At 46.7% G+C, this 24,484-nt stretch carries 16 protein-coding genes; 9 read left to right on the top strand and 7 right to left on the bottom strand.

Translation table 11 applies throughout. The features are described 5' to 3' along the window. The first annotated feature begins 4 nt into the window (after positions 1–4). The 9 genes from DBR43_RS02535 (at position 5) to DBR43_RS02495 (ending at position 13,255) form a co-directional block, all read left to right on the top strand. On the top strand, positions 5–2,149 hold the full coding sequence (locus tag DBR43_RS02535; RefSeq protein ID WP_124577606.1) for a glycoside hydrolase family 31 protein: 2,145 nt from the start codon (positions 5–7) through the stop codon (positions 2,147–2,149). A 4-nt stretch (positions 2,150–2,153) separates the two neighbouring features. Continuing rightward, positions 2,154–3,317, top strand: a complete 1,164-nt coding sequence (locus tag DBR43_RS02530; protein WP_124577604.1) for an alginate lyase family protein — start codon at positions 2,154–2,156, stop codon at positions 3,315–3,317. Between the two features lie 28 nt (positions 3,318–3,345). After that, positions 3,346–5,226, top strand: a complete 1,881-nt coding sequence (locus DBR43_RS02525) for an alpha-L-fucosidase (protein ID WP_233602822.1) — start codon at positions 3,346–3,348, stop codon at positions 5,224–5,226. Between the two features lie 41 nt (positions 5,227–5,267). Beyond that, complete coding sequence (locus tag DBR43_RS02520) at positions 5,268–6,452, top strand: glycoside hydrolase family 88 protein (RefSeq protein ID WP_124577602.1); 1,185 nt, start codon at positions 5,268–5,270, stop codon at positions 6,450–6,452. 69 nt (positions 6,453–6,521) lie between these two features. Beyond that, complete coding sequence (locus tag DBR43_RS02515) at positions 6,522–7,307, top strand: heparin lyase I family protein (protein ID WP_124577601.1); 786 nt, start codon at positions 6,522–6,524, stop codon at positions 7,305–7,307. A 108-nt stretch (positions 7,308–7,415) separates the two neighbouring features. After that, complete coding sequence (locus DBR43_RS02510) at positions 7,416–8,852, top strand: alpha-L-fucosidase (protein WP_124577599.1); 1,437 nt, start codon at positions 7,416–7,418, stop codon at positions 8,850–8,852. 7 nt (positions 8,853–8,859) lie between these two features. Continuing rightward, positions 8,860–10,188: a polysaccharide lyase 6 family protein gene (locus tag DBR43_RS02505; RefSeq protein ID WP_124577597.1), complete on the top strand. Its 1,329-nt coding sequence runs from the start codon at positions 8,860–8,862 to the stop codon at positions 10,186–10,188. Between the two features lie 59 nt (positions 10,189–10,247). Further along, positions 10,248–11,819 (top strand): DUF4955 domain-containing protein, encoded by a 1,572-nt coding sequence (locus DBR43_RS02500; protein WP_233602818.1) that lies wholly within the window; start codon positions 10,248–10,250, stop codon positions 11,817–11,819. 11 nt (positions 11,820–11,830) lie between these two features. Beyond that, complete coding sequence (locus DBR43_RS02495) at positions 11,831–13,255, top strand: GDSL-type esterase/lipase family protein (RefSeq protein ID WP_124577595.1); 1,425 nt, start codon at positions 11,831–11,833, stop codon at positions 13,253–13,255. 492 nt (positions 13,256–13,747) lie between these two features. Here DBR43_RS02495 and DBR43_RS02490 read toward each other — a convergent pair whose 3' ends face one another. From DBR43_RS02490 to DBR43_RS02460, 7 genes are all read right to left on the bottom strand, one after another. Then, positions 13,748–15,274 (bottom strand): hypothetical protein, encoded by a 1,527-nt coding sequence (locus DBR43_RS02490; protein ID WP_124577594.1) that lies wholly within the window; start codon positions 15,272–15,274, stop codon positions 13,748–13,750. A 95-nt stretch (positions 15,275–15,369) separates the two neighbouring features. Beyond that, positions 15,370–17,427 carry a heavy metal translocating P-type ATPase gene (locus DBR43_RS02485; RefSeq protein ID WP_124577592.1) on the bottom strand — a complete coding sequence of 686 codons (2,058 nt, stop codon included), beginning with the start codon at positions 17,425–17,427 and terminating at the stop codon, positions 15,370–15,372. A 58-nt stretch (positions 17,428–17,485) separates the two neighbouring features. Then, positions 17,486–17,905: a Fur family transcriptional regulator gene (locus DBR43_RS02480; RefSeq protein ID WP_124577590.1), complete on the bottom strand. Its 420-nt coding sequence runs from the start codon at positions 17,903–17,905 to the stop codon at positions 17,486–17,488. A 6-nt stretch (positions 17,906–17,911) separates the two neighbouring features. Then, positions 17,912–18,301 carry a VOC family protein gene (locus tag DBR43_RS02475; protein ID WP_124577588.1) on the bottom strand — a complete coding sequence of 130 codons (390 nt, stop codon included), beginning with the start codon at positions 18,299–18,301 and terminating at the stop codon, positions 17,912–17,914. Between the two features lie 19 nt (positions 18,302–18,320). After that, positions 18,321–19,559, bottom strand: coding sequence for an efflux RND transporter periplasmic adaptor subunit (locus tag DBR43_RS02470; protein WP_233602817.1), 1,239 nt, complete (start codon positions 19,557–19,559; stop codon positions 18,321–18,323). Positions 19,560–19,563: 4 nt separating this feature from the next. Then, on the bottom strand, positions 19,564–23,991 hold the full coding sequence (locus tag DBR43_RS02465; RefSeq protein WP_124577586.1) for a CusA/CzcA family heavy metal efflux RND transporter: 4,428 nt from the start codon (positions 23,989–23,991) through the stop codon (positions 19,564–19,566). Between the two features lie 90 nt (positions 23,992–24,081). Continuing rightward, positions 24,082–24,402 (bottom strand): DUF6660 family protein, encoded by a 321-nt coding sequence (locus tag DBR43_RS02460; protein ID WP_124577584.1) that lies wholly within the window; start codon positions 24,400–24,402, stop codon positions 24,082–24,084. Positions 24,403–24,484: the final 82 nt, after the last annotated feature.

Raw genomic sequence — 24,484 nt, 5'->3', positions numbered from 1 at the left:
GCTCATGTATAAAAGGATCTTAATTTGCACTGTATTTTTATTGACGGGCCTGCTGGTCCGGGCGCAGGAGATTAAATGGGAACAGGTGGCCCCGGGAATCTGGAAAGGAAGTGTGGGCAAACCGGAAAGCTATAACCTGCTGACCGCCTCCGGCGCAAGTCCGGCAATGGATGGATTGAAACGCCTTGGCGATGCCGGTTTCCCTTTGATCAAAGAAGAAATTGTGGCCAGAGTCCAGGATGGTAAAACCTATCTCCGCTTCCCCCTGACCAAAAAGGAACAGCTTTACGGCTTCGGACTGAACTTTCAAACCGTTCATCAGAGAGGGAAAATCCTCGAACTGCATGTAGACCATTATGGAGGCAAAGACAATGGCCGGACCCATGCACCGACTCCTTTTTATGTCTCTTCTGACGGCTATGGTGTATTCATCAATTCTGCGCGTTACCTGAAAGTTTATGCCGGTTCTGCGGTAAGAAGGGACAGCAAAGACGCGCCGGAAGCGAAAGACCGCAATACCGATAAAACCTGGTCTTCCCGTCCTTATTCGGATGCGGTAGAAATCCTCGTCCCTGCGGAAGGGGTGGAATTCTACGTTTTTGCAGGCCCTAAACCTTTGGATGCGGTAAGCCGTTACAACCTGTTCAATGGCGGCGGCCCCTTGCCTCCACGCTGGGGATTGGGATTTACCCAAAGGGTAAAAACCCTCTATACTTCAGCAGAAGTAGAAAATGAAGCCAAAGCATTTGCGGATAAAGGTTTCCCGCTGGACTATATCGGTCTGGAACCAGGCTGGCAAAGCAAAGCTTATCCCTGTACTTTTGAATGGGACAAAAGCCGCTATCCCGACCCTGCCGGTTTTGTTAAAAACATGCTCAGCAAGGGCATCAGGCTAAATTTATGGACCAATCCATATGTGTCTCCTGTGGCATCAATCTATAAAGATCTAAAACCTTATACTGCCGACCATACCGTATGGCTGGGTGCTGTGGCAGACCTGACCATGCCGGAGGCGAGGGCAATACTGTTCGGGCAGCTCAAAAAAGGGCAGGTAGAGCTCGGCGTGAGCGGCTATAAATTTGACGAGGTGGATGGTTATGACCATTATTTATGGCCGGATGTGACCAGTTTTCCTTCGGGAAAGAGTGCGGAACAGCTGCGTCAGACCTATGGCCTGCTGATCCAACGGTACAGCGCGGAGCTCTTTCATCAGCGGAACCAGCGTACTTATGGCCTGGTTCGCGCCTCCAACGGAGGAGGAACCGCCTTGCCTTATGTGATTTACAACGATTATTATAACCATGAAGATTTTATCACCGCGCTGATCAACAGCAGTTTTTCCGGTGTACTCTGGACTCCGGAAGCCAGGGCTTCGAAAACGGGAGAGGAATGGCTGCGCAGGATGCAGTCGGTGGTGTTCTCGCCAATGGCGATGATCAATGCCTGGTCCAGCGGAACAAAACCATGGTCATATCCTGAAGTAGAGCAACAGGTAAAAGATATGGCCATCCTGCGCATGCAAATGATGCCCTACTGGTACAGCGAGTTTGCGAAATACCATTTTCAGGGAATTCCGCCATTCCGGGCGATGAACCTCGAAGAGGGCTTCCTGTCGGAAGTGCAAAAGGAACTGAAAAGCAGCAATCTGGAAGATAACCCATACGTAGAGGCGGTGAGTAAAGAAGTTAAAGACCAGTACATGGCCGGAGAATACCTCCTGGTGGCGCCGATGTTTGCCGGTAAATCCAGCAGAACGGTGATCCTGCCAAGAGGGAAATGGTTTGACTTTTACACCGGCAAATATGCCGGTGAGGGGGAAGTGATTACCGTTACTCCCGGACTGGACAAGATCCCGGTATATGTAAAAGACGGTGGGATCATCCCTATGGGCCCTGCTTTGATGCATGCGCCGAAACCTGCAGACAAGATCAACCTGGAGATCAGGTATTATGGAAATAAACCCGGTAAATACCTGCTTTATGACGATGACGGGGAGAGTTTCAACTATGAAAAGGGAGATTTCAGTTTCAGGGAGATCAACATTACAAAAGGGGCTGATGGCAGGTTAAAAACATCGGTTTCCAGGGCAGAAAAGGGAAAGCCCAATACCCTTGATCAAATCGTTTTTAAAGCAATGACCAGCAATTAAGCCCATGAAAAGATTAATCATAATATGCTTTACGTTGTTTCAGACAGGCTTTGGCGGGAATGTTTTTTCCCAAAGCCCGGAAAAGCAGGCCGTATTGACTTTGAAAAAAACAGTGCTTGCACAGGCTGTATGGGCCATGCAGCAGGAACCGGTAACGGTAACCGCGGCCGGTTCTCCAAGAAGTGCCGGAGGAATCCATGATTTTTACTCGGAAGGGGATTACTGGTGGCCGGACCCTGCAAACCCTGCAGGACCGTATATCCAGCGCGATGGGATGACCAACCCCGATAATTTTGTGGCCCACAGACTGGCGATGATCCGCTTTAGCAAAATCATTGGTGCCCTGGCTTCCGCCTATAAAATTACCGGAGATCACAAATATGCGAAACAGGCAATGGTTCATTTGCAGGCCTGGTTCATCAGCGAAGGCAGCCGGATGAACCCGAGCCTGGCCTTTGCACAGGCCATTCAGGGAAGGTTTACCGGAAGAGGAATCGGTATTATCGATACCATTCAGCTGCTGGAAGTTGCTCAGGGGGTCCTGGTGATGGAAAAAGCACTGAGCAGGGAGGTCCTTTCCGGAACAAAGCAATGGTTCGGGGATTACCTGAACTGGCTGATGAGCCATCCTTATGGCAAGGATGAAATGAATGCACAGAACAACCACGGTACCTGTTTTATCATGCAGGTTGCGGCTTTTGCAAAGTTGACCGGGAATGAAAAACTCCTTTCTTTTTGCAGGGAACGGTATAAAACAGTGCTTTTGCCCAATCAGATGGGACTGGACGGCAGCTTTCCAAGGGAGCTGAGCCGTACCAAACCTTATGGTTATTCCATCTTTAATTTAGATGCCATGACAACCCTCTGTCAGATCCTTTCTACTCCCGCAGATGACCTTTGGAAGTACGAAACCACAGATGGGAAATCCATTCAGAAAGGGATTGCCTACCTGTATCCATTTATAAAAGACAAAAGCAAATGGCCGTTGAAACCGGATGTGATGCATTGGGAAAACTGGCCGGTGGCACAGCCCTTTTTACTCCTCGGTGCCTCAGAATTTAAGCAGAAAGACTGGCTGCGGACCTGGCAAAAGCTGGATCATGACCCTCAGGTAGAGGAAGTGGTTCGCAACCTGCCGGTTAGAAACCCAATCATCTGGATCAATTAACCTTTAATATACCAATATCAACACAGATATGAAGCTCAGGATGAATTGTAAGTCGGCCTTTTTATGTTGCTCCCTTTCTTTAATTGCCGCTGCCGGATATGCTCAGGTGGCAGGTGATGAGGATAAGGAAATGTTCAATCAGGCAAAGCTGCGCGATGAGCAGGCCATCAACACCGCCAAAAATGGATGGTGGGCCGATTCCATGAAAGGCCATGAGCAGCGGATGCAATGGTGGAGGGAGGCTAAATTCGGCATGTTTGTGCATTGGGGGCTCTATTCCAAACCCGAAGGGGAATGGAAGGGGAAAGTCGTAAATGGCTATGCAGAACACCTGATGAGAAAGGAAAAGATCAGCAGGGCTGCCTATCTGGAACTTGCCCATGAGTTTAACCCTTTGAAATTTAACGCAGAAGAATGGATTCTGAACGCGAAAAAAGCGGGGATGCATTATTTTATTGTCACCGCAAAACACCATGATGGCTTTGCCTTATTTGATTCCAAAGTATCTGATTTTGACATCATCGACCAGACTCCTTTTAAGCGTGACCCGATGGCGGAACTCGCCGCTGCGGCAAAGAAACATGGAATGAAGTTCGGGTTCTATTATTCCCATGCTTTTGACTGGGATCATCCCGATGCACCCGGGAACGACTGGGAGTATAAAAATCCGGGAGGGGACCAGCTCATAGGTGGAGCAAACTGGTTCGATAGCCATCCGGAATGGTTGCCTAAAGCGGCAAAATATGTAGACCAGAAGGCGATTCCGCAGATTAAGGAATTGATCAATAAATACCATCCGGACATTCTTTGGTTTGACACCCCACATAAACTGCCGCTTTCTGAGAACCTGCGCATCCTTCAGGCCATCCGGGAAACAGATCCGGATATTGTGGTCAACGGACGTCTGGCGAGAAGTGCTTCCCGAAATTTTGGGGATTACCTGAATACCGGCGACCGCCCTGCGGAGCTTCGTACCGTAGATGGAGATTGGGAAGCCATTCCCACAACGAACGAATCTTATGGGTATTCGAAACACGACAACAGTCATAAACCCGCTAAATTCTTTATCCGGTTACTCGCCAATGCTGCTTCGCGCGGAGGCAATATTTTACTGAACATCGGCCCGAAAGGGGATGGCAGTTTTGACCAGATGGACAGCCGGATTCTGGACAGCATAGGAAGCTGGCTGCAGCAGAATGCTGCTTCGGTATTCGGAACTCAGCGCTCTACCTTACCCATTCCAGGATGGGGGGTAGCGACGCAGAAAGATCAGGCCGTTTACCTGCATGTCTTTGACTGGCCCAAAGACGGGAAATTGCTGCTTGGGGGATTGGATACTGAAGTTAAGTCTGCTTATCTGCTTGCCGATGAGTCTAAAAAGAAACTCAATGTAAAGCGTTTGAGCAGTTCAGATCTCCGCATTGATGTTCCTGTATTGTCGCCTGATGGCTCAGATGCAGTGCTTGTTCTGGAGCTGAATGCCCCGGTAAAAGCGGAAGGAGCCCGCCTGCTTTCCAGTCAGAATAGGAATAGATTCCTGTCTTTTGATGCCCTGCAGCATGGCAAAGCTTTCGGCTTTGGGGATGGAAAAACCGACCGCTACTTTGTGGATGGATGGAAAGCGCTGACGCAGTTTTTTACCTGGGAGCTTAAAAACTTACAAACCTCAAAATATAAGGTGCTGGTCAAATACCTGGCACCGGAAGGAGCCGGTGGGACTTACCTTGTTCAGCTCGGGGATTTCAAAAAAGAGCTTCCGGTATTGCCTTTAAAAACCGGGGTACAGACTCAGGAAATTGGTATCGCCGATTTAAAAAAGGGAGCGGCACAACTTAAAATCAGCCCTGTTCAGATTTCTGGAACGGAGCTGATGAAACTATTGGAAATTCAATTGATCCCTGTTCATTAACGCAGCAGGTTCAACCGTATAAAAACTTAAGCATATAAAAAATGAAAAGATACTTCTTTACCGTATTAGCCCTCTCAGTATTACAGACAAGCACTTTCGCACAAAAAGTAAACGTTAAAAAGGCTTTTGACAAAGCTGCCCTGCAAACCAAGGTGATGCTTGGAGAGATTGACAAAGCAAAACACAGCTCAGGAAAGGCCGGACTGGTTTCTCCGAGAACAATAGAACATGGAAAGCTGAAGCTCGTGGCCTCAAAGGACTGGACGAGTGGCTTTTTTCCCGGAACCTTGTGGTTCCTCTATGAATATACAAAACAGCAAAACTGGAAGCAGGAAGCAGAGAAATTCTCTGCCGATATCGAAAAGGAAAAGCTAAACGGGACGACCCATGATATGGGCTTCAAGGTCTATTGCAGCATCGGAACAGGATTCCGCCTCACCAATGATGCGCATTATAAGGAAGTGATCCTTCAGTCGGCAAAAACACTGGTCAGCCGTTTCAATCCAAAAACAGGGGTCATCCTTTCCTGGGACCATAGTCGCGAGAAATGGGTAAACCCGGTGATCATCGACAATATGATGAACCTGGAACTGCTTTTCGAGGCGACGAGGTTAAGTGGTGATTCTTCTTTCCATAAGATTGCAGTGAGCCATGCGAACACGACGATGAAGAACCATTTCCGTCCGGATTACAGCTCATACCACGTGATCGACTATGATCCTGCAACGGGTGCAGTACTGAAAAAGAACACACATCAGGGTTATAGCCATGAGTCGGCATGGTCCAGAGGACAGGGCTGGGCACTTTACGGATATACCTTATGCTACCGTTACACGAAAGATCCGGTGTATTTGAAACAGGCAGAAAACATTGCTGCGTTTATCCTGAACCATCCAAATATGCCGAAAGACCTGATTCCATACTGGGACTTTAATGCGCCAAATATCCCGAACGAACCCAGGGATGTATCGGCCGGCGCCGTGATTGCTTCCGCACTTTATGAATTGAGTGATTATAGTGCTCAAAAGAAAAACTACAGAGAGAAAGCAGCGGTGATGATGCAAAGTATGGCCAATACCTATACCGCAAGGGTAGGGGAGAACAAAGGATTTATCCTTACCAGCAGTACAGGTTCAAAGCCTTCAGATACAGAGGTTAATGAGCCTTTATCTTATGCAGATTATTATTACCTGGAAGCGTTGCTTAGGGCAGAGAAATTGAAATAGGACGGTAACCGGCCTTTTTGCAATTGAGAATAAGAATTAACCAAATACTAAACTATATACATTAAAATTATGAAAACAAACCAAGTAATGATTGCTGTATTGATGAGTGGAGGACTGTTATTGTCAAGTTGTAAAAAGGAAAAGGAACCGGATGCGGCCCTGGCGGCGAACAAGGCTATGGCCAGCAGCTCCGGCGATGTCGGGATCATGTCTGTCCTCTTTAACGGAGATGCGAGCAATGGCTCAGCTAACGTTTGGAAAAACATTAACATTGAAGGAACAGGAGCGGTAACCACTGTAAATGATGAAACAGGGACCCTGGTCTGGAAATTTTTAAAACCATCGGGAAGCCACAGAACCGAGGGTCGTGGGGCTAAAAACTATAGTGCCCAGGAAGGGGATGAAATCTATATCGGCTGGACCAGTAAGATCTATATGCCGACAGACCTGAAAACAGAGGCGCTGTTCCAGTGGAAATCCTATCCTACAGATGGTTCACTTCAAAATCACCCCCTGATGGTCCGTACCAAAAACGGAAAACTGGAGCTGCAGCATTTTGACGACCAGCATGTGGCGACCGTTCCCTGGTCTACCACACTTTCTACCAGCGCCTGGCTTAAGTTTGTGATCCGTATGAAAGTATCCAGAGACAAAACGGTGGGATTCATCGAATTCTGGTACAATGGCGTGAAACAAACACTTTCAAATGGCAGTGACCGCTTATATTGCAGGACCCTGGATGCGGTACCGGAATGTGATCCTAAATGGGGTGTATACGGTGGGGATTCCTCACAGGTGACCCATTTTGTGAAAAAGATCAGAATCGGGACTACTTATGCCGATGCCGCTCAGTAAGCAAAACATTAAACGTTAAAATTGCTGAACCATAAGCCAATTGAAGAGAGCGCCCTCCAGTAAAAAGAAGTTAAATTAGAAGATTCAATAAAACCATTTATAACCGTTATGCGTAAAATATCACTTTCCCTGCTTCTGGCATTTTCTTTCTTTATTCAACTGGCTTATGGTCAGCATTCCATCTCTAAAGATGAGCGCATGGCCTGGTGGCGTGAAGCAAAATTCGGGATGTTTATCCATTGGGGGGTCTATGCGCAGTTTGCCGGAGTCTACCGTGGACAAGAACAACGGAGAGGGGGTGCGGAATGGATCATGAACAGGTCCAAGATCCCCGTTGCTGAATATCAGGAAATGGCAAAAAGCTTTAATCCGACAAAGTATGATGCCGATGCCTGGGTAAAGATGGCCAAAGATGCAGGAATGAAATACCTGGTTATCACCGCAAAACACCACGATGGATTTGCTTTATTTAATTCGAAAGCAAGTAAATGGGACATTACAGACGCTACTCCTTATGGTAAAGATTTGTTAAAACCCCTGGCAATAGCCTGTAAAAAATATGGGCTAAAGCTGGGGTTTTATTACTCTCAGGCACAGGACTGGAACAATCCCGGGGGTGCTGCCGCGAGGAAAGTCATGAGTGAAGGCTGGGCAAACCCGGATTCTGTAAAGGTTGATGCCTATACTTTAGCCAATAAAGGCCATTGGGACCCTGCACAACAGACCAAAACTTTTGACCAGTACATCGATGACGTTGCCGTTCCGCAGGTCAAAGAACTGATGACCAATTATGGGGACATTGCGGTACTTTGGTGGGATACCCCTACAAATATGACCGATGAAGCGGCTTTAAAACTTCAGGACGCCTTAAAAACGCAACCTTACATTATTACCAACGACCGTTTAAAAAGACCTAACTTCCCCGGCGATACCAAAACTCCGGAGCAGAAAATCCCGAACCAGGCAGAGCTGGATGGCCAGGACTGGGAAACCTGTATGACCATGAACGGAACCTGGGGATTCAGGACTTCAGATCACAAATGGAAGTCCAGTGAAACACTGATCCGTAACCTGTCAGATATCGCTTCCAAAGGAGGAAATTACCTGTTAAATATTGGCCCTAAGCCTGATGGAACCTTCCCTGAGGAAAGTGTAAAAAGGCTGAGCGATATCGGAAAATGGATGAAAGTGAACAGTGAGTCCATTTATGGAACGAAAGCCAGTCCATTGTCGCCATTAGATTGGGGACGTTGTACAAAGAAAGAAACTAAAAAAGGAACGACACTTTATTTTTCGGTGTTCAACTGGCCTTCAAACGGTCAATTGCTGATTCCCGGAGTAAAAAATAAAGTGATTTCTGCCAGATTGCTTGCCGGCAACGGAAAAGTAGCTGCGCAAACCAAAGGATTTGATCTGTTATTGACTTTACCTGCCCAGGCCCCTGATGCCGTAGCGAGCGTCATTAAGGTGGAATTTGAAGGGAACATTGCCAGTCAGCATGGCGATCAGCCAAAGAAAGAAATGAAAACAGGGGCATTAGATTAGATTGATCATGAGAAAAACAATATTTTTGAGTCTTGCTTTATTGCTGGTTGCCAGTTTCAGCGCAAGCGCAAAAGATTATCCGGTCAGCTCTGCGAAAGAACTTTCTGCCCTTAACCTAAAACCCGGCGACCGGGTCCTGATGAAGGAAGGCGAATGGAAGGATCAGCAGCTGAAATTTAAAGGAACTGGCTCACAAGATCGTCCTATCGTTTTAATGGCCGCAAATCAAGGGAAAACCATTCTAAATGGAAACTCTACACTGGACATCGATGGTTCATGGTTGCTGGTTGACGGACTTTCTTTTGCGAAAGGCGCTTTGGATTCAGGAGAGGTGATCAATTTTTCCGAAAAATCTTTCTCCTGCAGGCTTACCAATACCAGCATTACCGATTACAACAGTGCTGATGACAAGGTGGATTATACCTGGGTTTCGCTCAGGGGGACCCACAATCGGGTTGACCATTGCCTGTTACAGGGGAAAAGTCACCAGGGGGTAACGATGGTGGTCTGGCTTTCCGCGAAACCAAATTACCACCAGATTGACCATAACTATTTCGGCCCGCGTCCGGAACTGGGAAGGAACGGAGGAGAGACGATCAGGATCGGAACGAGCACCTGGTCTTTCCATGATTCCTTTACCATTGTGGAGCAAAATATCTTCGAACATTGCAATGGGGAAATCGAAGCGGTCTCGGTTAAATCGGGAAAAAATATCATTCGCAATAACCTCTTTTATGAGTGCAAAGCGACGCTGACTTTAAGGCATGGGAACCAATCTGAAGTTAGTGGAAATTACTTCATCGGGAATGGGAAACCAGGCACCGGAGGTGTCCGGATTATCGGGGAAGATCACCGGGTTCATGACAACTATTTTCAGGACCTGACCGGCACCGGAAACAGTGCTGCAATTTCTGTAATGGCAGGCTTGCCGAACCCAATCCTCGTGAGTCACTGGCAGGTGAAAAATGCGGTGATTACTGACAACCTGGTTGTCAATTGTAAGGAGCCTTTTGCCATCGCTGCAGGTTACAGAAAGGACCGGTATTTGCCTGCTTTGAATACTTACTTTGCGAAGAACATCATCGTCAGCAATAGCGATCCTTTAAAATGGTACGACGAAAAAGTAGTCGTAAATTTTGAGGACAACCTGATCTTCAGTACTTCTTTTGCGGGCGGGAAGGGTAGGGGATTTGAACTCAAAAATGAGGAGTTGAAAAAGAGCAGGGACGGGCTTTTTTTAAGGCCGGGACAAGCTGATTTTAAACCTTTCTGGAAATCAGAGCAGGTTGGGCCCTCTGGATTTTCTGACCTTAATAAAAAGATTATCATAAATTAGTTTTAATTCTGAGGATTAGGTGTTTATATTTTCAGTAAAATAGCGTATTACCAGAGGTTATGACCAAAATACCCCAAATATCCCTTATAAAACATAGGAATAAGGCACTTTTTGCCTTTCCTTTTCTGCTGATGGCATTGCCCATGAAAGCACAAAAAACAGCACCACTTTGGGTTGATTTTGTGAAGGCAAAACAAAGCGGAACAACTCCGGTCCTCCCCGATTTTTCTTATGCCGGTTACCACTGGTCGGAAAGCGCACTGCCTTCGGCGGAAGGTAAAAAGATCTTCAGGGTAGACGATTACGGGGGGATACCTAACGATGAAAAATATGATGATGAAGCCATTCAAAAAACGGTGGATGCCGCGGAAGCAAATCCTGGTGGGGGCATTGTTTTTTTCTCCCCTGGAAAGTACCTCATTGCCCCCGATGGAGATGCTAAAAAACAGATCCGGATTTCCAAAAGCGGGATCATTTTAAAGGGCAGTGGAAGTGCGTCAGGAGGGACAGAAATCTACCAGGAAAACATGCGGATCAATGGCCGTCAGTTTCTCTTCAAACCCTCCGGAGAAGCGCCGGAAAAGTTGACCACAATTGTCGAAGATGCGGGCAGGGAAAGCTTCAGCGTAAGGGTCAAAGACAGGAGCCGTCTGCAGGTCGGACAGGATGTAGTGATCCGTCATAAAAGTGAAGAATTTACAAGGGCATACTTTGCTCCTCTGGACCTGAAACCCCAGTGGTCAAGACTGTTTGGAGCGGATGGTGGAATGCAGATTTATGAGATCCATACGATTGAAAAGATCGAAGGGAATAAGGTGACTTTTAAGAATCCGCTGCACCTGGATCTCAAAATGGTCCGCTCCGCAAGCTGGACCCTGGAGTCTTATATTTCCTTAACGGAATGTGGCATTGAAGACCTCTTGTTCTCCAGCAACTGGAAAAATTACCCGGAATCGTTTATTCACCATAAGAATGAAATCCATGATTACGCTTACGAGGCCGTTGGAATGGAATACCTCAAAAACAGCTGGATCAGGAATTGTGAGTTTCATGACCTGAATGAAGGTGTTTTTATCCGTTCAGGATACCAGATTACTATAGAAAACACCCATTTCAGAGGAAAGAAGGGGCATGCTTCGATCCATGCCCGTACAGGTTATGGCGTGTTAATTAAAAATTGTTCTTTCAATGGCGCACAACACCATGGTGCCGGAACGGGTTACAGTGCCGTTGGAACGGTCATCACACATTGTTCTTTAGGAACAGACCAGAATTTCGACATCCATTCGGGGCAGCCTTATGCGACTTTATACGATGATATTGATGGCGGGGTATTTTACAATCTTGGTGGTCCGGAACCCGGGCATCCACACCATGGTAAGCAATTGGTAATCTGGAATTTTCATCATAAATCTGCCAAAGACCAACATTATAATTTCTGGGATATGAGCAGGAGAAGGAACTATACCATTGCAGCCCCGATATTGGAAGGTTTTACTTCCGACAGATTGGTTACCTTTGAAAATGCAGGGGTAAATGAGTTGCAGGGAACACCCGTTCTTCCGCGTTCTTTATTCGATGCACAGCTTCAGCTGAGGCTAAAAGGAACGGATATCGTAACGGGCAGATAAAATATATACTGATGAAAACCTTATTTAAATATTGCTTAATATGTGCATTTTGGCTGTTCGCCGGTCAGGTTTATGCGCAATCTAAATTTCGGATTGCCTGTGTGGGGAACAGCATCACCTATGGTTCCGGATTGAAAGACCGCTCCACTGAATCTTATCCTGCGAGGTTACAGGCCTTGCTGGGGAGTAAGTATGAGGTGTTGAACTTTGGTGTAAGCGGGGCGACGATGCTGAAAAAAGGGAATAAACCTTATTGGAATACGCCCGAATATCAACAGGTAATGAACTCCGCTCCTGACCTGGTTTTCATCAAACTGGGGACCAACGACAGCAAGCAGGTCAACCGGGAAGAGATGCCTGGATTTGAAACCGATTATAAAGACATGGTCCGGGCTTTTAAAGGGTTAAGCACGAAGCCAAGGGTGGTTTTATTGCTCCCGATCAAGGCTTTTTCGGATGAGAAATTTGGCATTTCAGGAACTTACCTCAGGGAGAGCATGATCCCTGTGATCCAAAAAATAGCCTTCGATGAGCAACTGGAGATCCTCGATCTTTATTCCTTATTTGCAGATAAAGAAGCATTACTGGCGGATAAAATCCATCCCAATGCTACAGGCGATAATTTCATTGCGCTTCGCCTGGAATCCTTCATCAAACAACAGACAAAACAGACAAAATCTGTGGCGGCCAAACTTAAAACCCCGGTACAGGTGGGTTCCTTTTACGGCTATGAAAGCCTTAAATATAGCTTTCAGGGGCGTGAAGCAAGAATTGTACAGCCTAAGAAAGTGGCCAAAGGAATGCCCTGGATCTGGAGGGCGAGGTTTTGGGGACATGAGCCACAAACCGACATTGCCCTGCTGGAAAGAGGGTTTTATTTGGTCTATTGTGATGTAGCAGAGCTGTTTGGCAATGCGGAATCCATCCGGATCTGGAATGATTTTTACGCTTCACTGCAAAAGATGGGCTTCGCAAAGAAAGCGGTTATGGAAGGAATGAGCAGGGGTGGTGTCTATGTCTATAACTGGGCAGCGGCCAATCCCGGCAAAGTAGCCTGTGTGTATGCCGATAATCCGGTGCTGGACCTCAAAAGCTGGCCGGGAGGAAAAGGGCAGGGGCCTGGAAGTAAAGAAAGCTGGGCAACCTTCCTGAAAGATTATGGTTATCAGACAGATGCAGCTGCTATGGCCTTTAAGGGCAGTCCGATTGATCAGATTGAAGCCATCGTAAAAGGAAAGTATCCCATGTTACATGTTTGCGGTGATATCGATGAGGTGGTTCCAATGGCAGAAAACAGCCTTCCCTTTGCGGAAAAGATTAAACTTGCCGGTGGGGATATTCAAATTATTCATAAGCCGGAAGGGAAACACCACCCTCATAGTCTTCCGAATCCGCAGGTGATTGTTGATTTTATTCTAAAAGCAACAGGACAGTAAATTCAGGTTAGTTTAAGTTGAAGTTAATCCCTGTGTAGGGATAGTTTGGGTTGAGTTCGTACTGAATCCAGGCTTGCATGACAGTAAGTTCATGGTGAGTCCGGCTTTTACCGGAAAAACGTGGACTTGCCGTGGACTTAATGTGGACTTACCGTGGACTCAGTACGACGGAATATCGACCCGAATAGAGAGGGAACTATGCTTGATATGATGGAAAGTGAAAATGGATTTTTGATTTTTTATCGAATGATCCTGAGATTTTTGGGTTAAATTGAATCGTCGTATAAAGATAGTTATTTAATTTTAATTAACGAAGAGCTGGTTTTTTGAGTTTAATTTTTTGTCCAATGTTTCATAGAAGGCGAATTAATAGAAAGTTCAACTGTGGCAGTTTTTGCCACAGCTGAAATAGAAGAGGGACGAAGGGGTAAGTAGAGAGGTCGATTTTTACAGCTTAGATGTTTTAATATCCGTAGGATATGGAATTACATTTTATTTATTCAATTCTCTGGCCCTTAGCTGTGCCTGGAACAGAGAGGCTGGTTGTAAACCCTTTTGATCCTGCCCTTCCCATTCCCCATCTGGTTTACCTTTTAACCGGCCTTCAAGCTTTTTACCTTGCAGGCCAATCGCATAATTTTTACCTGATACCCAGGGGTTTTGAATCGCTGCAGACTTCACTTTACAGTTCCAGACTACCTGTGTTACCCCCGCCCAGCCGTGTCCGCTTCCCCAGTTTCCACGGTCCTGAACATTGATTTCTCCATCGGTATCGATGTTGTCGTATAGCGTTCCACTGGCCCAGCGATGATGAGGGCCAATGTCGGCATGTGTATTTCTCGACTTACAATGGTAAAATACATTTGGTCCACAGGTCTTTGCGCCGGTCACATAGTCGTGCCTGCCTTCAGTCGTTTCCAGGTCCATGAACAGGTTTTGCTGTCCGTTATTATTGAAAGAATACCTTTTTCCACCTGTAATCACCGATTTTGCATCCAGACATTTGGAATCTTTTACCGTGATGTTTTTCGCTCCGCCATCCAGGCTCACACAGGCATAGCCAAAGAAACGGGAGGTGACTCCGGTCACCCATCCATTTTCAATATGGTCAAAATCTACTGCGATCCAGCCATGGTCTTCGTCGGTATCGCTGGCATATTCGGATTCAAAAAGTATGTTTTCTATCCCCACTTCCTGAATTCTGCCTTTGTATTCGTATTTAAAAATGCTTCCGCCACCGTATTGCTGATCCAGTGCCATTACGACCGGATTGTCTATGAAGACGGTATTGCCCTGGATTTTAACGATTTCCCGCTCATAGCTGAGGTTGTAGTCCGTGCCTGTCCATTGTTTGGTGCCTTCTCTGGCCTCGATCCGGTCCATTTGAAGGTCATGAATCCAGTTGTCCGTTCCCGGTCTGAAAAGAATGATCTTATCGCCGGATTTTAAGCCTTTGGTATTGCTTATTTTGAAAGATTTAGCGCCTGTAGGAACATATTTGTCGGTAATCTGAACCCTGCTGTCCGGGACTTCTGTGATTTTTCCCTTGCCCCTGATTTTAAGGAGCGAGCGCAATCCTTTTCCCGTGGCAATGAGTTTTGTTCCTTCAGCGTTGTTTCCTGATCCTCTTAAAACGATGCCACTGGCTTCGATGTTCAGGGTTCCGGCAATGACATAAGTTCCCTTTGTCAATAAAATGGCACCTCTATGCCCATTCGCGTCTGCAGGGAGCGCAGAAACCTCATCTATGGCATTCTGAATCATCTCGCCTGCATCGCCGTTTACCGGATTTAAGGTTTTAACAACCCCGACTTGCGGAATTTCCTTTAATCCATGGTGATAGCCAACTGCACTAAAATCCGGAATGGTATTACCTTTTTCGTCAGGATGGTAGGTGATGCTGCCATTTTTATTGATGTTGAGGAATCTGGAAGTCCAGGACCCATCGTCATTGATGAAAGAAAAGAGCAGGGCGCTGAACGAAAGGATCAGCAGGGAGAAAATGGATTGGTGTTTCATTAGAAATCGGATATTATCGGTTGCAAATGCAATACCGCGATAATATCCGACTTTCTTGTCGCCCGAATGAGCATATTAGTAAACCTGGTTGGCAATTACATTTTCATTCTCTGGATGCGCACCGCATTCAGGATGGCGACCAAAGCAACCCCTACATCGGCAATTACCGCTTCCCAAAGGGTCGCTACACCTCCTGCACCAAGGATCAGCACGATCACTTTTACACTCATGGCGAGGATGATGTTTTGCCAAACCACACTTCTGGTTACTTTTCCGATTTTTATGGCAGAGACGATTTTCGAAGGCTGGTCATTCTGGATCACGATATCGGCAGTTTCTATCGTCGCATCGCTTCCAAGGCCACCCATGGCAATCCCTGCATCGGCCAATGCCACTACCGGTGCATCATTTACCCCATCTCCGACAAAGGCGATTGACCTTCCTTCTTTTTTAAGGTTTTCTACTTTCTCCACTTTGTGTTCCGGAAGCAGGTCGCCAAAGGCGAAGTCAATGCCCAGGAATGCGGCAACCTTAGCTACGACACTTTGTTTATCGCCGCTGAGCATCACGGTTTTAATGTTTAAAGCATGCAGGTCTGCGATGGCTTGTTTTGCATCCTCCTTGATCTCATCGGCAATGGTCACATATCCGGCAAACTGCTGATTGATGGCCACCACGACTACAGAGTCTACAATGGCATCCACTTCTTCAGGATATGGGATATTGTATTTTTTTAACAGTTTGGCATTCCCTGCCAATACTTCTTTGCCGCTGATCAGCCCTTTTAAGCCGTGTCCTGCAATTTCTTCCACTTCGCCAATACTATCGTGGTTTGGTTCGGTTTCGGCGTACTGAGCGATCGCTGTGGCGATCGGGTGGGTCGACTTGCTTTCTATCGCCGCAAGGAGTTGGATGAACTCTTTTTCTGCAATGCCATCGGTAACCACTTGCTGTACCTGGAAGACTCCTTTGGTCAGCGTTCCCGTTTTATCCATCACCACCGTATCAATTTTGGTCATCACATCGAGGAAATTTGATCCTTTAAACAGGATTCCGTTTCTCGATGCGAGTCCGATTCCCCCAAAATAACCCAATGGGATAGATACTACCAGGGCACATGGACAACTGATTACCAGGAATACCAGTCCGCGGTAAAACCATTCCTGAAAGCTGTAATTGGCGACAATAAAATAGGGAAGGGCCACCACCAGTACGGCAAGGAGGAATACAATTGGGGTATATACTTTTGCAAACCGGGAGATGAACAATTGCGTTTGTGATTTTCTGGCGGTCGCATCCTGCACCATTTCAAGAATCTTGCTCAGTTTGCTGTCTTTAAACAGTGATTTTACTTCTACCTGTGCCAGCTGGTTCAGGTTGATCATTCCGGCCAGGACCTGCTCGCCTTTGGCTTTAGCATCCGGTTTGGACTCTCCGGTCAGGGCTGCGGTATTGAAAGTCGCTTTGTCGGAATATAAAACCCCGTCCAGCGCCACCTTTTCTCCCGGTTTTACCTGGATGATCTCTCCGATCTGTACTTCAGCAGGCGCAATCGTACTTACTTTTCCTTCGCGGATCACATCCACACTTTCCGGCCTGATGTCCAGCAAGGCTTTAATGCTTCTTTTTGCCCTGTTTACTGCGGCATCCTGGAACCATTCCCCGATAGAATAGAACACCATTACGGCCACACCTTCACTGTAAGAACCGATGGCGAAAGCACCGAGTGTAGCCACGCTCATCAGGAAAAATTCATTGAAGAAATCCAGTCTCAGTGCTTTTCTGAAGGCAAGTTCCAATACGTTATATCCGGCAAGCAGATAGGCGGGGATAAAAATGGCCAGCTGGATGTAATTGCTGAACGTGATGTCGAAGCCATATTCCAGGGTCAACATCACGAGAACGATGGCCAGTGAGGTCAACAATGGCCAGTGGCTTTGCCATCCTTCAGGTTCTCCGGAGCCATGGTTATGTCCGTCATCATCAGAATGTTCTTCTGCTGAATGGTCATGATCCTTATGGTCATGGCCCGCATGGTTATGGTTTTTATGTGAATGCGCCTGACCGTTATGTTTGTGAGGCGCGGTAGCGGTAGCAGTATTGCTGTTTTCTTCTGTTGAGCAGCAGTCTTTGAGTTTCTTAGATTCTTGCATCGTCATAGGTTTTATAGTACAAATGTACTCGCTATGACGATGCAATGCTATTGCAATGTTAGCCGGAATGGCACTGATCGCAAATTCCTTTGATGATCAGGTTCATTTCTTCCGTCTGGAATCTTTTGGGCAGGGAGATTTCGGGAATTTTGGTATTTGGCAGGCAAAAAGTCTCTTTACAAGTGTTACAGTAGAAATGGACATGGAGGTCATGGTGATGGTCGCCATCACAATTGTCTTCACATAAAGCATATTTTGTAGCCCCCGTTCCATCTTCAATGCTGTGTACCAGTCCCTTTTCCTCAAAGGTCTTTAAGGTGCGGTACAGGGTGATCCGGTCTGAGGGCCCCATTCCTTTTTCCAGGTCGTTTAAGCTGATCGCGGCGACCTGTTTAGTCAGGAAGTCCAGTACCAGTAAGCGCATGGCAGTAGGGTTGATGTCCTTATTTTTGAGCCTGTGTTCTATGTCTTTTGTCATACGTGTTTATTTTGATGGTATGATGTCCCATAAGTTACCATAAAGATCTTCAAAAACAGCCACCGTTCCGTAATCTTCTTCCTTTGGTGGCCTGATGAAATTGATTCCTTTATCGGTCATGTCCTGATAATCTCTCCAGAAATCATCAGTGTAGAGAAACAGAAAGACCCGGCCACCGGTTTGGTTTCCAATCCGGCTTTTCTGTTCCCCGTTCGATGCTTTTGCTAATAAAAGGCCGGATTCCGGAGATCCGGGAGGAGCAATTCTGACCCAGCGTTTTGTAGGGCTTTGGACAGTGTCTTCTAATAAGGTGAAATGGAGCTTTTGGGTATAGAACGCAATGGCCTCATCATAATCGGCAACTACCAGTGCCATGTACCCTATCTGTTGTTTCATTGTTTGCTAAATTAGGAATTTAATGGCTGTGTTCTGAAGGGCCTGAAGATTTTGACTGCAGGTAAAATGCTCCTTTGGTTACCAAACGTGTGTTTGCCGGCAGTTTTTCCAATGGGGTAATGTTGATATAACCCAGTTCTGAAACTCCGGTAACGACTTCTACTTTTTTGAAATGTGTGCCATGGCCGGCTTCTTTCGCTTCTGCTTTTTCCTCTTCCACGATGAAAATATACTCCTTGCCTTCTGCTTTAACCACAGCATCAATCGGCACAGCCGGGGAAAGTGCCGTTCCTACGCTGATCAGTCCGGTTACATACATTCCGGGAATGAGGTTGCTCAATGGTCTCGTGATGACCGCATGGACAATTACCCCCTTGGTATCGTCTTCAAAAGATTTGTTGATGCCGTTTAAGACCCCTTCAATCTGTTGGTTTTCCTGATTCGTTAACCTGAAGCTTACTTTTTGTCCGATATGAACCTTAAAAAGGTCTTTCTCATACACCAGCAGGTCTGCGTGAATCTTGGAATTGTCTACGATGTCCATTAATGAAGTTCCCGGCTGGATGAACGCGCCTGTGGTAACGGCAATTGTACCTATGGTCCCGGCAATAGGGGCCAAGACAGGGATTTCTGAGCTGATCTTACCGGAAGAAACCCTGGAAGGAGAGATGCCCAGTTGTTGCAGCTGGCGTTCCAAAGCCTTGATTTTAGACTGTTCAGCACGGTAATTTGCTTCGGCAAGCTGGAAGGATTTGCCTGTTCCTGCATCTGCTGCCTTGAGCTGCTGCTGACGTTTATATTCTGCATCAACAAAGCTGAACCCATTCTTTGAAGAAAGGTAGTCCTGCTGTAAACGGATCATGTCCTGATTTTCTATGATGGCCAGGACCTGTCCTTTTTTTACTTTCTGTCCTTCCAGCACACTGATTCTGCGGATAATTCCACCGGAAAGGAGGTTTACCTTGGCTTCATTTTGCGGCGGTACGGCGAGTTGTCCGCTGGCTTTTACTACTGCCGTCAGGTTTTTCTCTTCAATTTTGCCGATCTGAATGTCTACGGCCTTCATTTGTTGTTCCGTCAATTCGATTTCATCGCTATGGCCTTCTTCCCCATGTTCTTCTTCACTATGCCCTTCTTCTTTGGCTGCCGCTGTTTTTTCTGCTGATTTTTCCTTGTTTCCGGTACATGAACTCAGGCTGATGCTCATGGAAATGGCGATCATAAGGGCAAGCTGGATTTGTTTTTTATATAAGTTCATCTGATTATTCTCCTTTGATAAATGCTAATTGAATGGTCGTTTGGTTTAATTGGTTGAGGGTTTCCAGGTAAGTGATCTTACTTTGAACCGCAAGCGAAATGTTCTGGACGTATTCCATGTAACCGATTTCGCCGAGATCAAAAGAGACTTGTGCAATGCGCAACTGTTCCCCGGCCTGTTTTAATCCTTCAGAGGTGTAATAATCAACGGTCTGTTTGTTTTTCAGGTACTCCTGAAATGCCTGTTCATATTGAATTTCGAATTGATGCTGCGCATTCTGGTACTCTGTTTCTGCCATCTGTGCAGCGATCTTTTCGCTTTTTACTTTTGCACGGCCAGCGCCATTGAACAAGGGCACGGCAACACCAAACTGAAGGCCTGCAATCCTGGTGCCCGGTGTATAGTCGCGGTTCAGTTTTGCGGGGTCGAAAGACCTGATTACGAGCTGCTGACTATAACCAAGAGTGAAATCAGGTAAAGCTTTGGCCTTTTGAAGGCTGATTTTTGCCTTTGCCACTTCAATCTGCTGCTGATGAACATCCATCAGCGGATTGCTGCTGCTGCCTAAGGTTTCATTTGCCCGGGGCGATAGCACAGGGAGCGTTTTTTCAGCCAGTAAGATCGGTGCTTTGGTGTTCAGCAATTGCTGAAGCTGTAACTCCTGGACTCTTAATCCCGCTTTGGCTGTGTTTTTTAGGGTTTGTACTTCCTGGTATTTGTTCCTGGCAGTGATGAGTTCCAAATTGGAGGTCTCTCCTGATTTAAAGCGGACTTCCGCTTTCTTAATGAAGTTCCGGTAAACGCTGTCCTGAAAATTAAGGACTTTCAGGCTTTCCTGAAAGTACAGGTAGTGGTAGTAGGCGATTTTAGTATCCCTGATGATTTCTGCACGGGTATATCGGACCGATTGCTCGGAGAGGGCGGTTTGCAGGTTCAGTACCTTTTGCTGGTTTTTGTATAAGCCCGGCCATGCAAAAGTCTGCGTGACATTGATGGCATTGTCATTACCTCCGCCACTGGTTGGATCCTGAGAAAGGGAAAATTCGGTCTTTCCGGGATCAAAGCCTGTTTTTTGGAGGGCTTTGGCATGTGCGGTTCCGAGACTGGCAGATTTCAGTTTCAGGTTGTTCTGAACCGCCATGGAAAGGATGCTGTCCAGACTAAGCGGGCTGCTGATATTTTGTGCCTGAGTCGGGCTGCTTTGTGTCTGAGCCGGGTTGTTTTGTGCCTGAACCGGGCTGCTGTTTCCTGCAAGTGTAAAACTAAAGACCGCAGCGAGGATCAGAACCTTAGCTGAACTGCCTGTTTTGATCTTTGTAAGCTTTTTATCTGCAAACAAAAGGTACAGACAAGGCAGGACGAATAAGGTCAGCAGGGTGGCAGAAAGGAGTCCGCCGATGACTACCGTAGCCAGTGGTTTTTGTACTTCTGCACCTGCGCTGCCGGACAAGGCCATTGGCAGGAAGCCAAGGGAAGCCACAGCGGCAGTCATGATTACGGGGCGAAGTCTGACTTTAGTCCCTTCGATTACCCGTTGATAAATGTCTGTCATTCCTTCTTCTTTGAGTTGATTGAAATAGCCGATCAGTACGATGCCATTGAGGACGGCGACCCCGAAAAGTGCAATGAAACCTACGCCGGCAGAGATGCTGAAAGGCATGTCCCTCAGCAGTAAGGCGAAAACTCCTCCAATTGCCGAAAGCGGAACTGCCGTAAAGATGAGGATCGTCTGGCCGAATGATTTGAAGGTGGCATATAAAAGACCCATGATCAGGAGCAAGGCGATTGGAACTGCAACAGACAGCCTGTCTTTGGCCTTTTTCAGGTTTTCAAATTGTCCGCCATAGGTCAGGTAATAACCCGAAGGCAGTTTTAATTTCTTATCCAGGATTTGCTGAATTTCTGATACCGTACGTTCCACATCCCGTCCTTTGACGTTGAAACCCACATAGATCCTGCGTTTTCCGTCTTCTCTGGAGATCTGGGCAGGGGCATTTTTTAGTGCAACATTGGCCACCTGATTTAAAGGTACTTTATTTCCCGAAGGAAGTGGCAGGTATAGGTTTTCAATGCTGGAAATGTTCTCTCTAAGTTCTCTTTCCAGGCGGACCACCATTTCAAACCGCTTTTCTCCTTCAAAGATGACGCCTGCGGTGTTGCCTGCAAAGGCGGTTTTTAGCAAGGTATTGACATCTGAAATCGTCAGTCCGTATTGCGCGATTTTGTCGCGGTCGTATTCTACCACAATCTGCGGCAGACCGGTCACTTGCTCTACAAAGGGTTCATTTACACCTTGCACCGGGGCAATTAAGCGGGAGATTTTATTGGCTTGCTGGGTTAAAACATCCAGGTCTTCCCCATAAATTTTTATTGCCACATCCTGACGGACACCCGTCATCAGTTCATTGAAACGCATTTGCATGGGCTGCGTGATTTCAATGTTGACACCCGGTAAGATGGACAATGCTTTCTCCATCTTCTCCGACATTTCTGCTTTTGAGCTGGCACTGGTCCATTCTTCTTTAGGTTTCATGGCCACCATCATGTCTCCCCGTTCTACCGGCATAGGATCGGTAGGAATCTCGGCGCTTCCAATTCTTGTGACAACTTGTTTCACCTCCGGGAATTGTTCTTTTAAGATCTTTTCGGCCTTGCCGAAGGTTTCCACTACCTGTGTGAGGGAGGTTCCCTGCGACATTGCGATTTCCACGGCCAGATCGCCCTCTTCCAGTTGCGGCAGGAATTCTCCACCCATGCGGTTGAATACCCAAAGGGTCAGGAGAAAAAGGACGATGGCAAAGGCGACGGTTAATTTTTTGAATTTCAGTACCTGTACCAGGGCTGGTTGATAGGCCCTGCGCAGGCCATCCATGATCTTATCTGAGATATTGGGTTTATGCGTTGTGTTTTTGCTGAGAAATAAAGCCGTCATCATTGGAACATAAGTCATAGAGAGGATGAATGCTCCGACTATGGCAAATACCACCGTTTGAGCCATGGGCTTAAACATTTTTCCTTCAATTCCGACAAGTGACAACAGCGGAAGGTAAACGATCAGGATGATGATCTCGCCAAAGGCAGCACTGTTTCTGATTTTAGAAGAAGCCGTATATACCTCTTCGTCCATTTGCGGCTGACTGAGCGGAATGGCATCATGACCTGCATTTCTTGCACTAAGCCGGAATATGATCGCTTCCACAATGATGACCGCACCATCTACAATGAGTCCGAAATCGATGGCACCAAGGCTCATCAGGTTTCCGGAAACGCCAAATAAGCGCATCATCCCAAAAGCGAATAACATGGAAAGGGGGATTACAGAAGCCACCACCAATCCAGCTCTCCAGTTGCCCAGCAATAATAGCAGGACAAAAATCACGATCAGGGCCCCTTCAATCAGGTTTTTCTGAACCGTACTGATGGACCTGCCCACAAGCTCTGTCCGGTCGATGAAAGGTTCGATGACCACACCTTCCGGAAGTGATTTCTGAATCTGAACGATTCTTTGTTTGACGTGTTTGATGACTTCATTGAAGTTCTCACCCTTTAGCATGAGTGTGATTCCTGCCACCACTTCGCCTTCACCATCGCGGGTAACGGCTCCATATCTGGTAGCTGCCCCAAACTGAACGGTGGCCACATCACGGATCAGGATCGGCACGCCGCCCATATTTTTAACGACAATCTTTTCAATATCAGCCAGGCTTTTTACCTGACCCACGCCGCGGATGGTATAGGAATTACTTTGTTGCTCGATATAGGAACCGCCGGTGTTTTCATTGTTGTTTTCCAGGGCTTTATAGATGTCTGCAATGGTGATGTTCAGGGAGTTGAGCTTATCATTATCCAGGGCGATTTCGTATTGTTTGACATAACCTCCCCATCCGCTCACTTCTGCCACGCCTTTGGTTCCGGCCAGTTGTGTCCGGACTACCCAGTCCTGCAAGGTCCTGAGGTCTGTAGCAGAATACTTTTTCTCATATCCTTTTTTGGTATGGAGTACATATTGGTAAATCTCTCCCAGCCCGGTAGTAATCGGGGCAAGGGTGGGGGAAGCAAGGCCTTTAGGGATGTTGGATTCTGCTTCTTTCAATTGAGCGCCAACCTGTTGTCTTGCCCAGTAAATGTCGGTTTCATCTTCGAAAACGATGGTGATTACCGAAATTCCTGATCGGGAGATGGATCGTTTCTCGATCACTTCCGGGATATTGGCCATGGCCAGTTCTATCGGGGCGGTAATGAATTGCTCTACCTCCTGGGCACCCAGGCTTGGAGCCTGGGTAATGATCTGTACCTGGTTATTGGTGATGTCGGGAACCGCATCAATGGGGAGCTTTGTTAAGGAATAAATGCCCCAGATGATGAGGGATAGGGTCATTAAACCTATTGCCAGTTTATTCTTGATGGAGAAATAAATAATCTTGTCAAACATACGTCGCGTCTGTTTTATAGCCTGTTAAATGGCAGGAAATCCTGGCCATGAATGGTTGGGTAAATAAATAAATCGGGAAAAAGAGATGATTTATACCAACTGAGGCGGTTGCCAGATGTCGCCCGCAAATAAGATTACCGGAGAAATGGGCAATTCAGGATAACTGATTTCTTTTTTAAAGGGTGCGGTAGTTTGTGCAAGATAGGCAGGACTGGTAAGCGCGAAAGCCTGACAGCTGCTGCAATGAAAAAAGGGAGAGCAGGTATGCGGACTGTTTTCAGCATCGCAAGGGACCTCTTTTACCTCGTTGTATTGGGTTTCATGTGCGCTCAGGTTAGCTTCATCGTCACAACATGGCCATACTGAAAGGGCCAGAACGCAGAACGTAAATATGAAAGCTAAGTATCTCACATCGCAAACTTATATAATTTTTTAAAGTATGGCTACATTTTATGTTATTTTTTAAGGAAGGATATAGATCCCGTACTTTCAT

The sequence above is a fragment of the Pedobacter sp. KBW06 genome, from assembly GCF_003852525.1.
Taxonomy (GTDB): Bacteria; Bacteroidota; Bacteroidia; order Sphingobacteriales; family Sphingobacteriaceae; genus Pedobacter.
Note: the sequence above shows the minus strand (reverse complement) of the source record. Positions and strands in the feature narration are given on the sequence as shown.

Excerpts from the sequence above, each read along its gene's own strand:
- DBR43_RS02470 (WP_233602817.1), bottom strand. The coding sequence starts at position 19,559 with ATGAACTTATATAAAAAACAAATCCAGCTTGCCCTTATGATCGCCATT.
- DBR43_RS02485 (WP_124577592.1), bottom strand. The coding sequence starts at position 17,427 with ATGCAAGAATCTAAGAAACTCAAAGACTGCTGCTCAACAGAAGAAAAC.
- DBR43_RS02480 (WP_124577590.1), bottom strand. The coding sequence starts at position 17,905 with ATGACAAAAGACATAGAACACAGGCTCAAAAATAAGGACATCAACCCT.
- DBR43_RS02465 (WP_124577586.1), bottom strand. The coding sequence starts at position 23,991 with ATGTTTGACAAGATTATTTATTTCTCCATCAAGAATAAACTGGCAATA.
- DBR43_RS02525 (WP_233602822.1), top strand. The coding sequence starts at position 3,346 with ATGAAGCTCAGGATGAATTGTAAGTCGGCCTTTTTATGTTGCTCCCTT.
- DBR43_RS02510 (WP_124577599.1), top strand. The coding sequence starts at position 7,416 with ATGCGTAAAATATCACTTTCCCTGCTTCTGGCATTTTCTTTCTTTATT.
- DBR43_RS02495 (WP_124577595.1), top strand. The coding sequence starts at position 11,831 with ATGAAAACCTTATTTAAATATTGCTTAATATGTGCATTTTGGCTGTTC.
- DBR43_RS02505 (WP_124577597.1), top strand. The coding sequence starts at position 8,860 with ATGAGAAAAACAATATTTTTGAGTCTTGCTTTATTGCTGGTTGCCAGT.
- DBR43_RS02520 (WP_124577602.1), top strand. The coding sequence starts at position 5,268 with ATGAAAAGATACTTCTTTACCGTATTAGCCCTCTCAGTATTACAGACA.
- DBR43_RS02515 (WP_124577601.1), top strand. The coding sequence starts at position 6,522 with ATGAAAACAAACCAAGTAATGATTGCTGTATTGATGAGTGGAGGACTG.
- DBR43_RS02475 (WP_124577588.1), bottom strand. The coding sequence starts at position 18,301 with ATGAAACAACAGATAGGGTACATGGCACTGGTAGTTGCCGATTATGAT.
- DBR43_RS02500 (WP_233602818.1), top strand. The coding sequence starts at position 10,248 with ATGACCAAAATACCCCAAATATCCCTTATAAAACATAGGAATAAGGCA.
- DBR43_RS02535 (WP_124577606.1), top strand. The coding sequence starts at position 5 with ATGTATAAAAGGATCTTAATTTGCACTGTATTTTTATTGACGGGCCTG.
- DBR43_RS02530 (WP_124577604.1), top strand. The coding sequence starts at position 2,154 with ATGAAAAGATTAATCATAATATGCTTTACGTTGTTTCAGACAGGCTTT.
- DBR43_RS02490 (WP_124577594.1), bottom strand. The coding sequence starts at position 15,274 with ATGAAACACCAATCCATTTTCTCCCTGCTGATCCTTTCGTTCAGCGCC.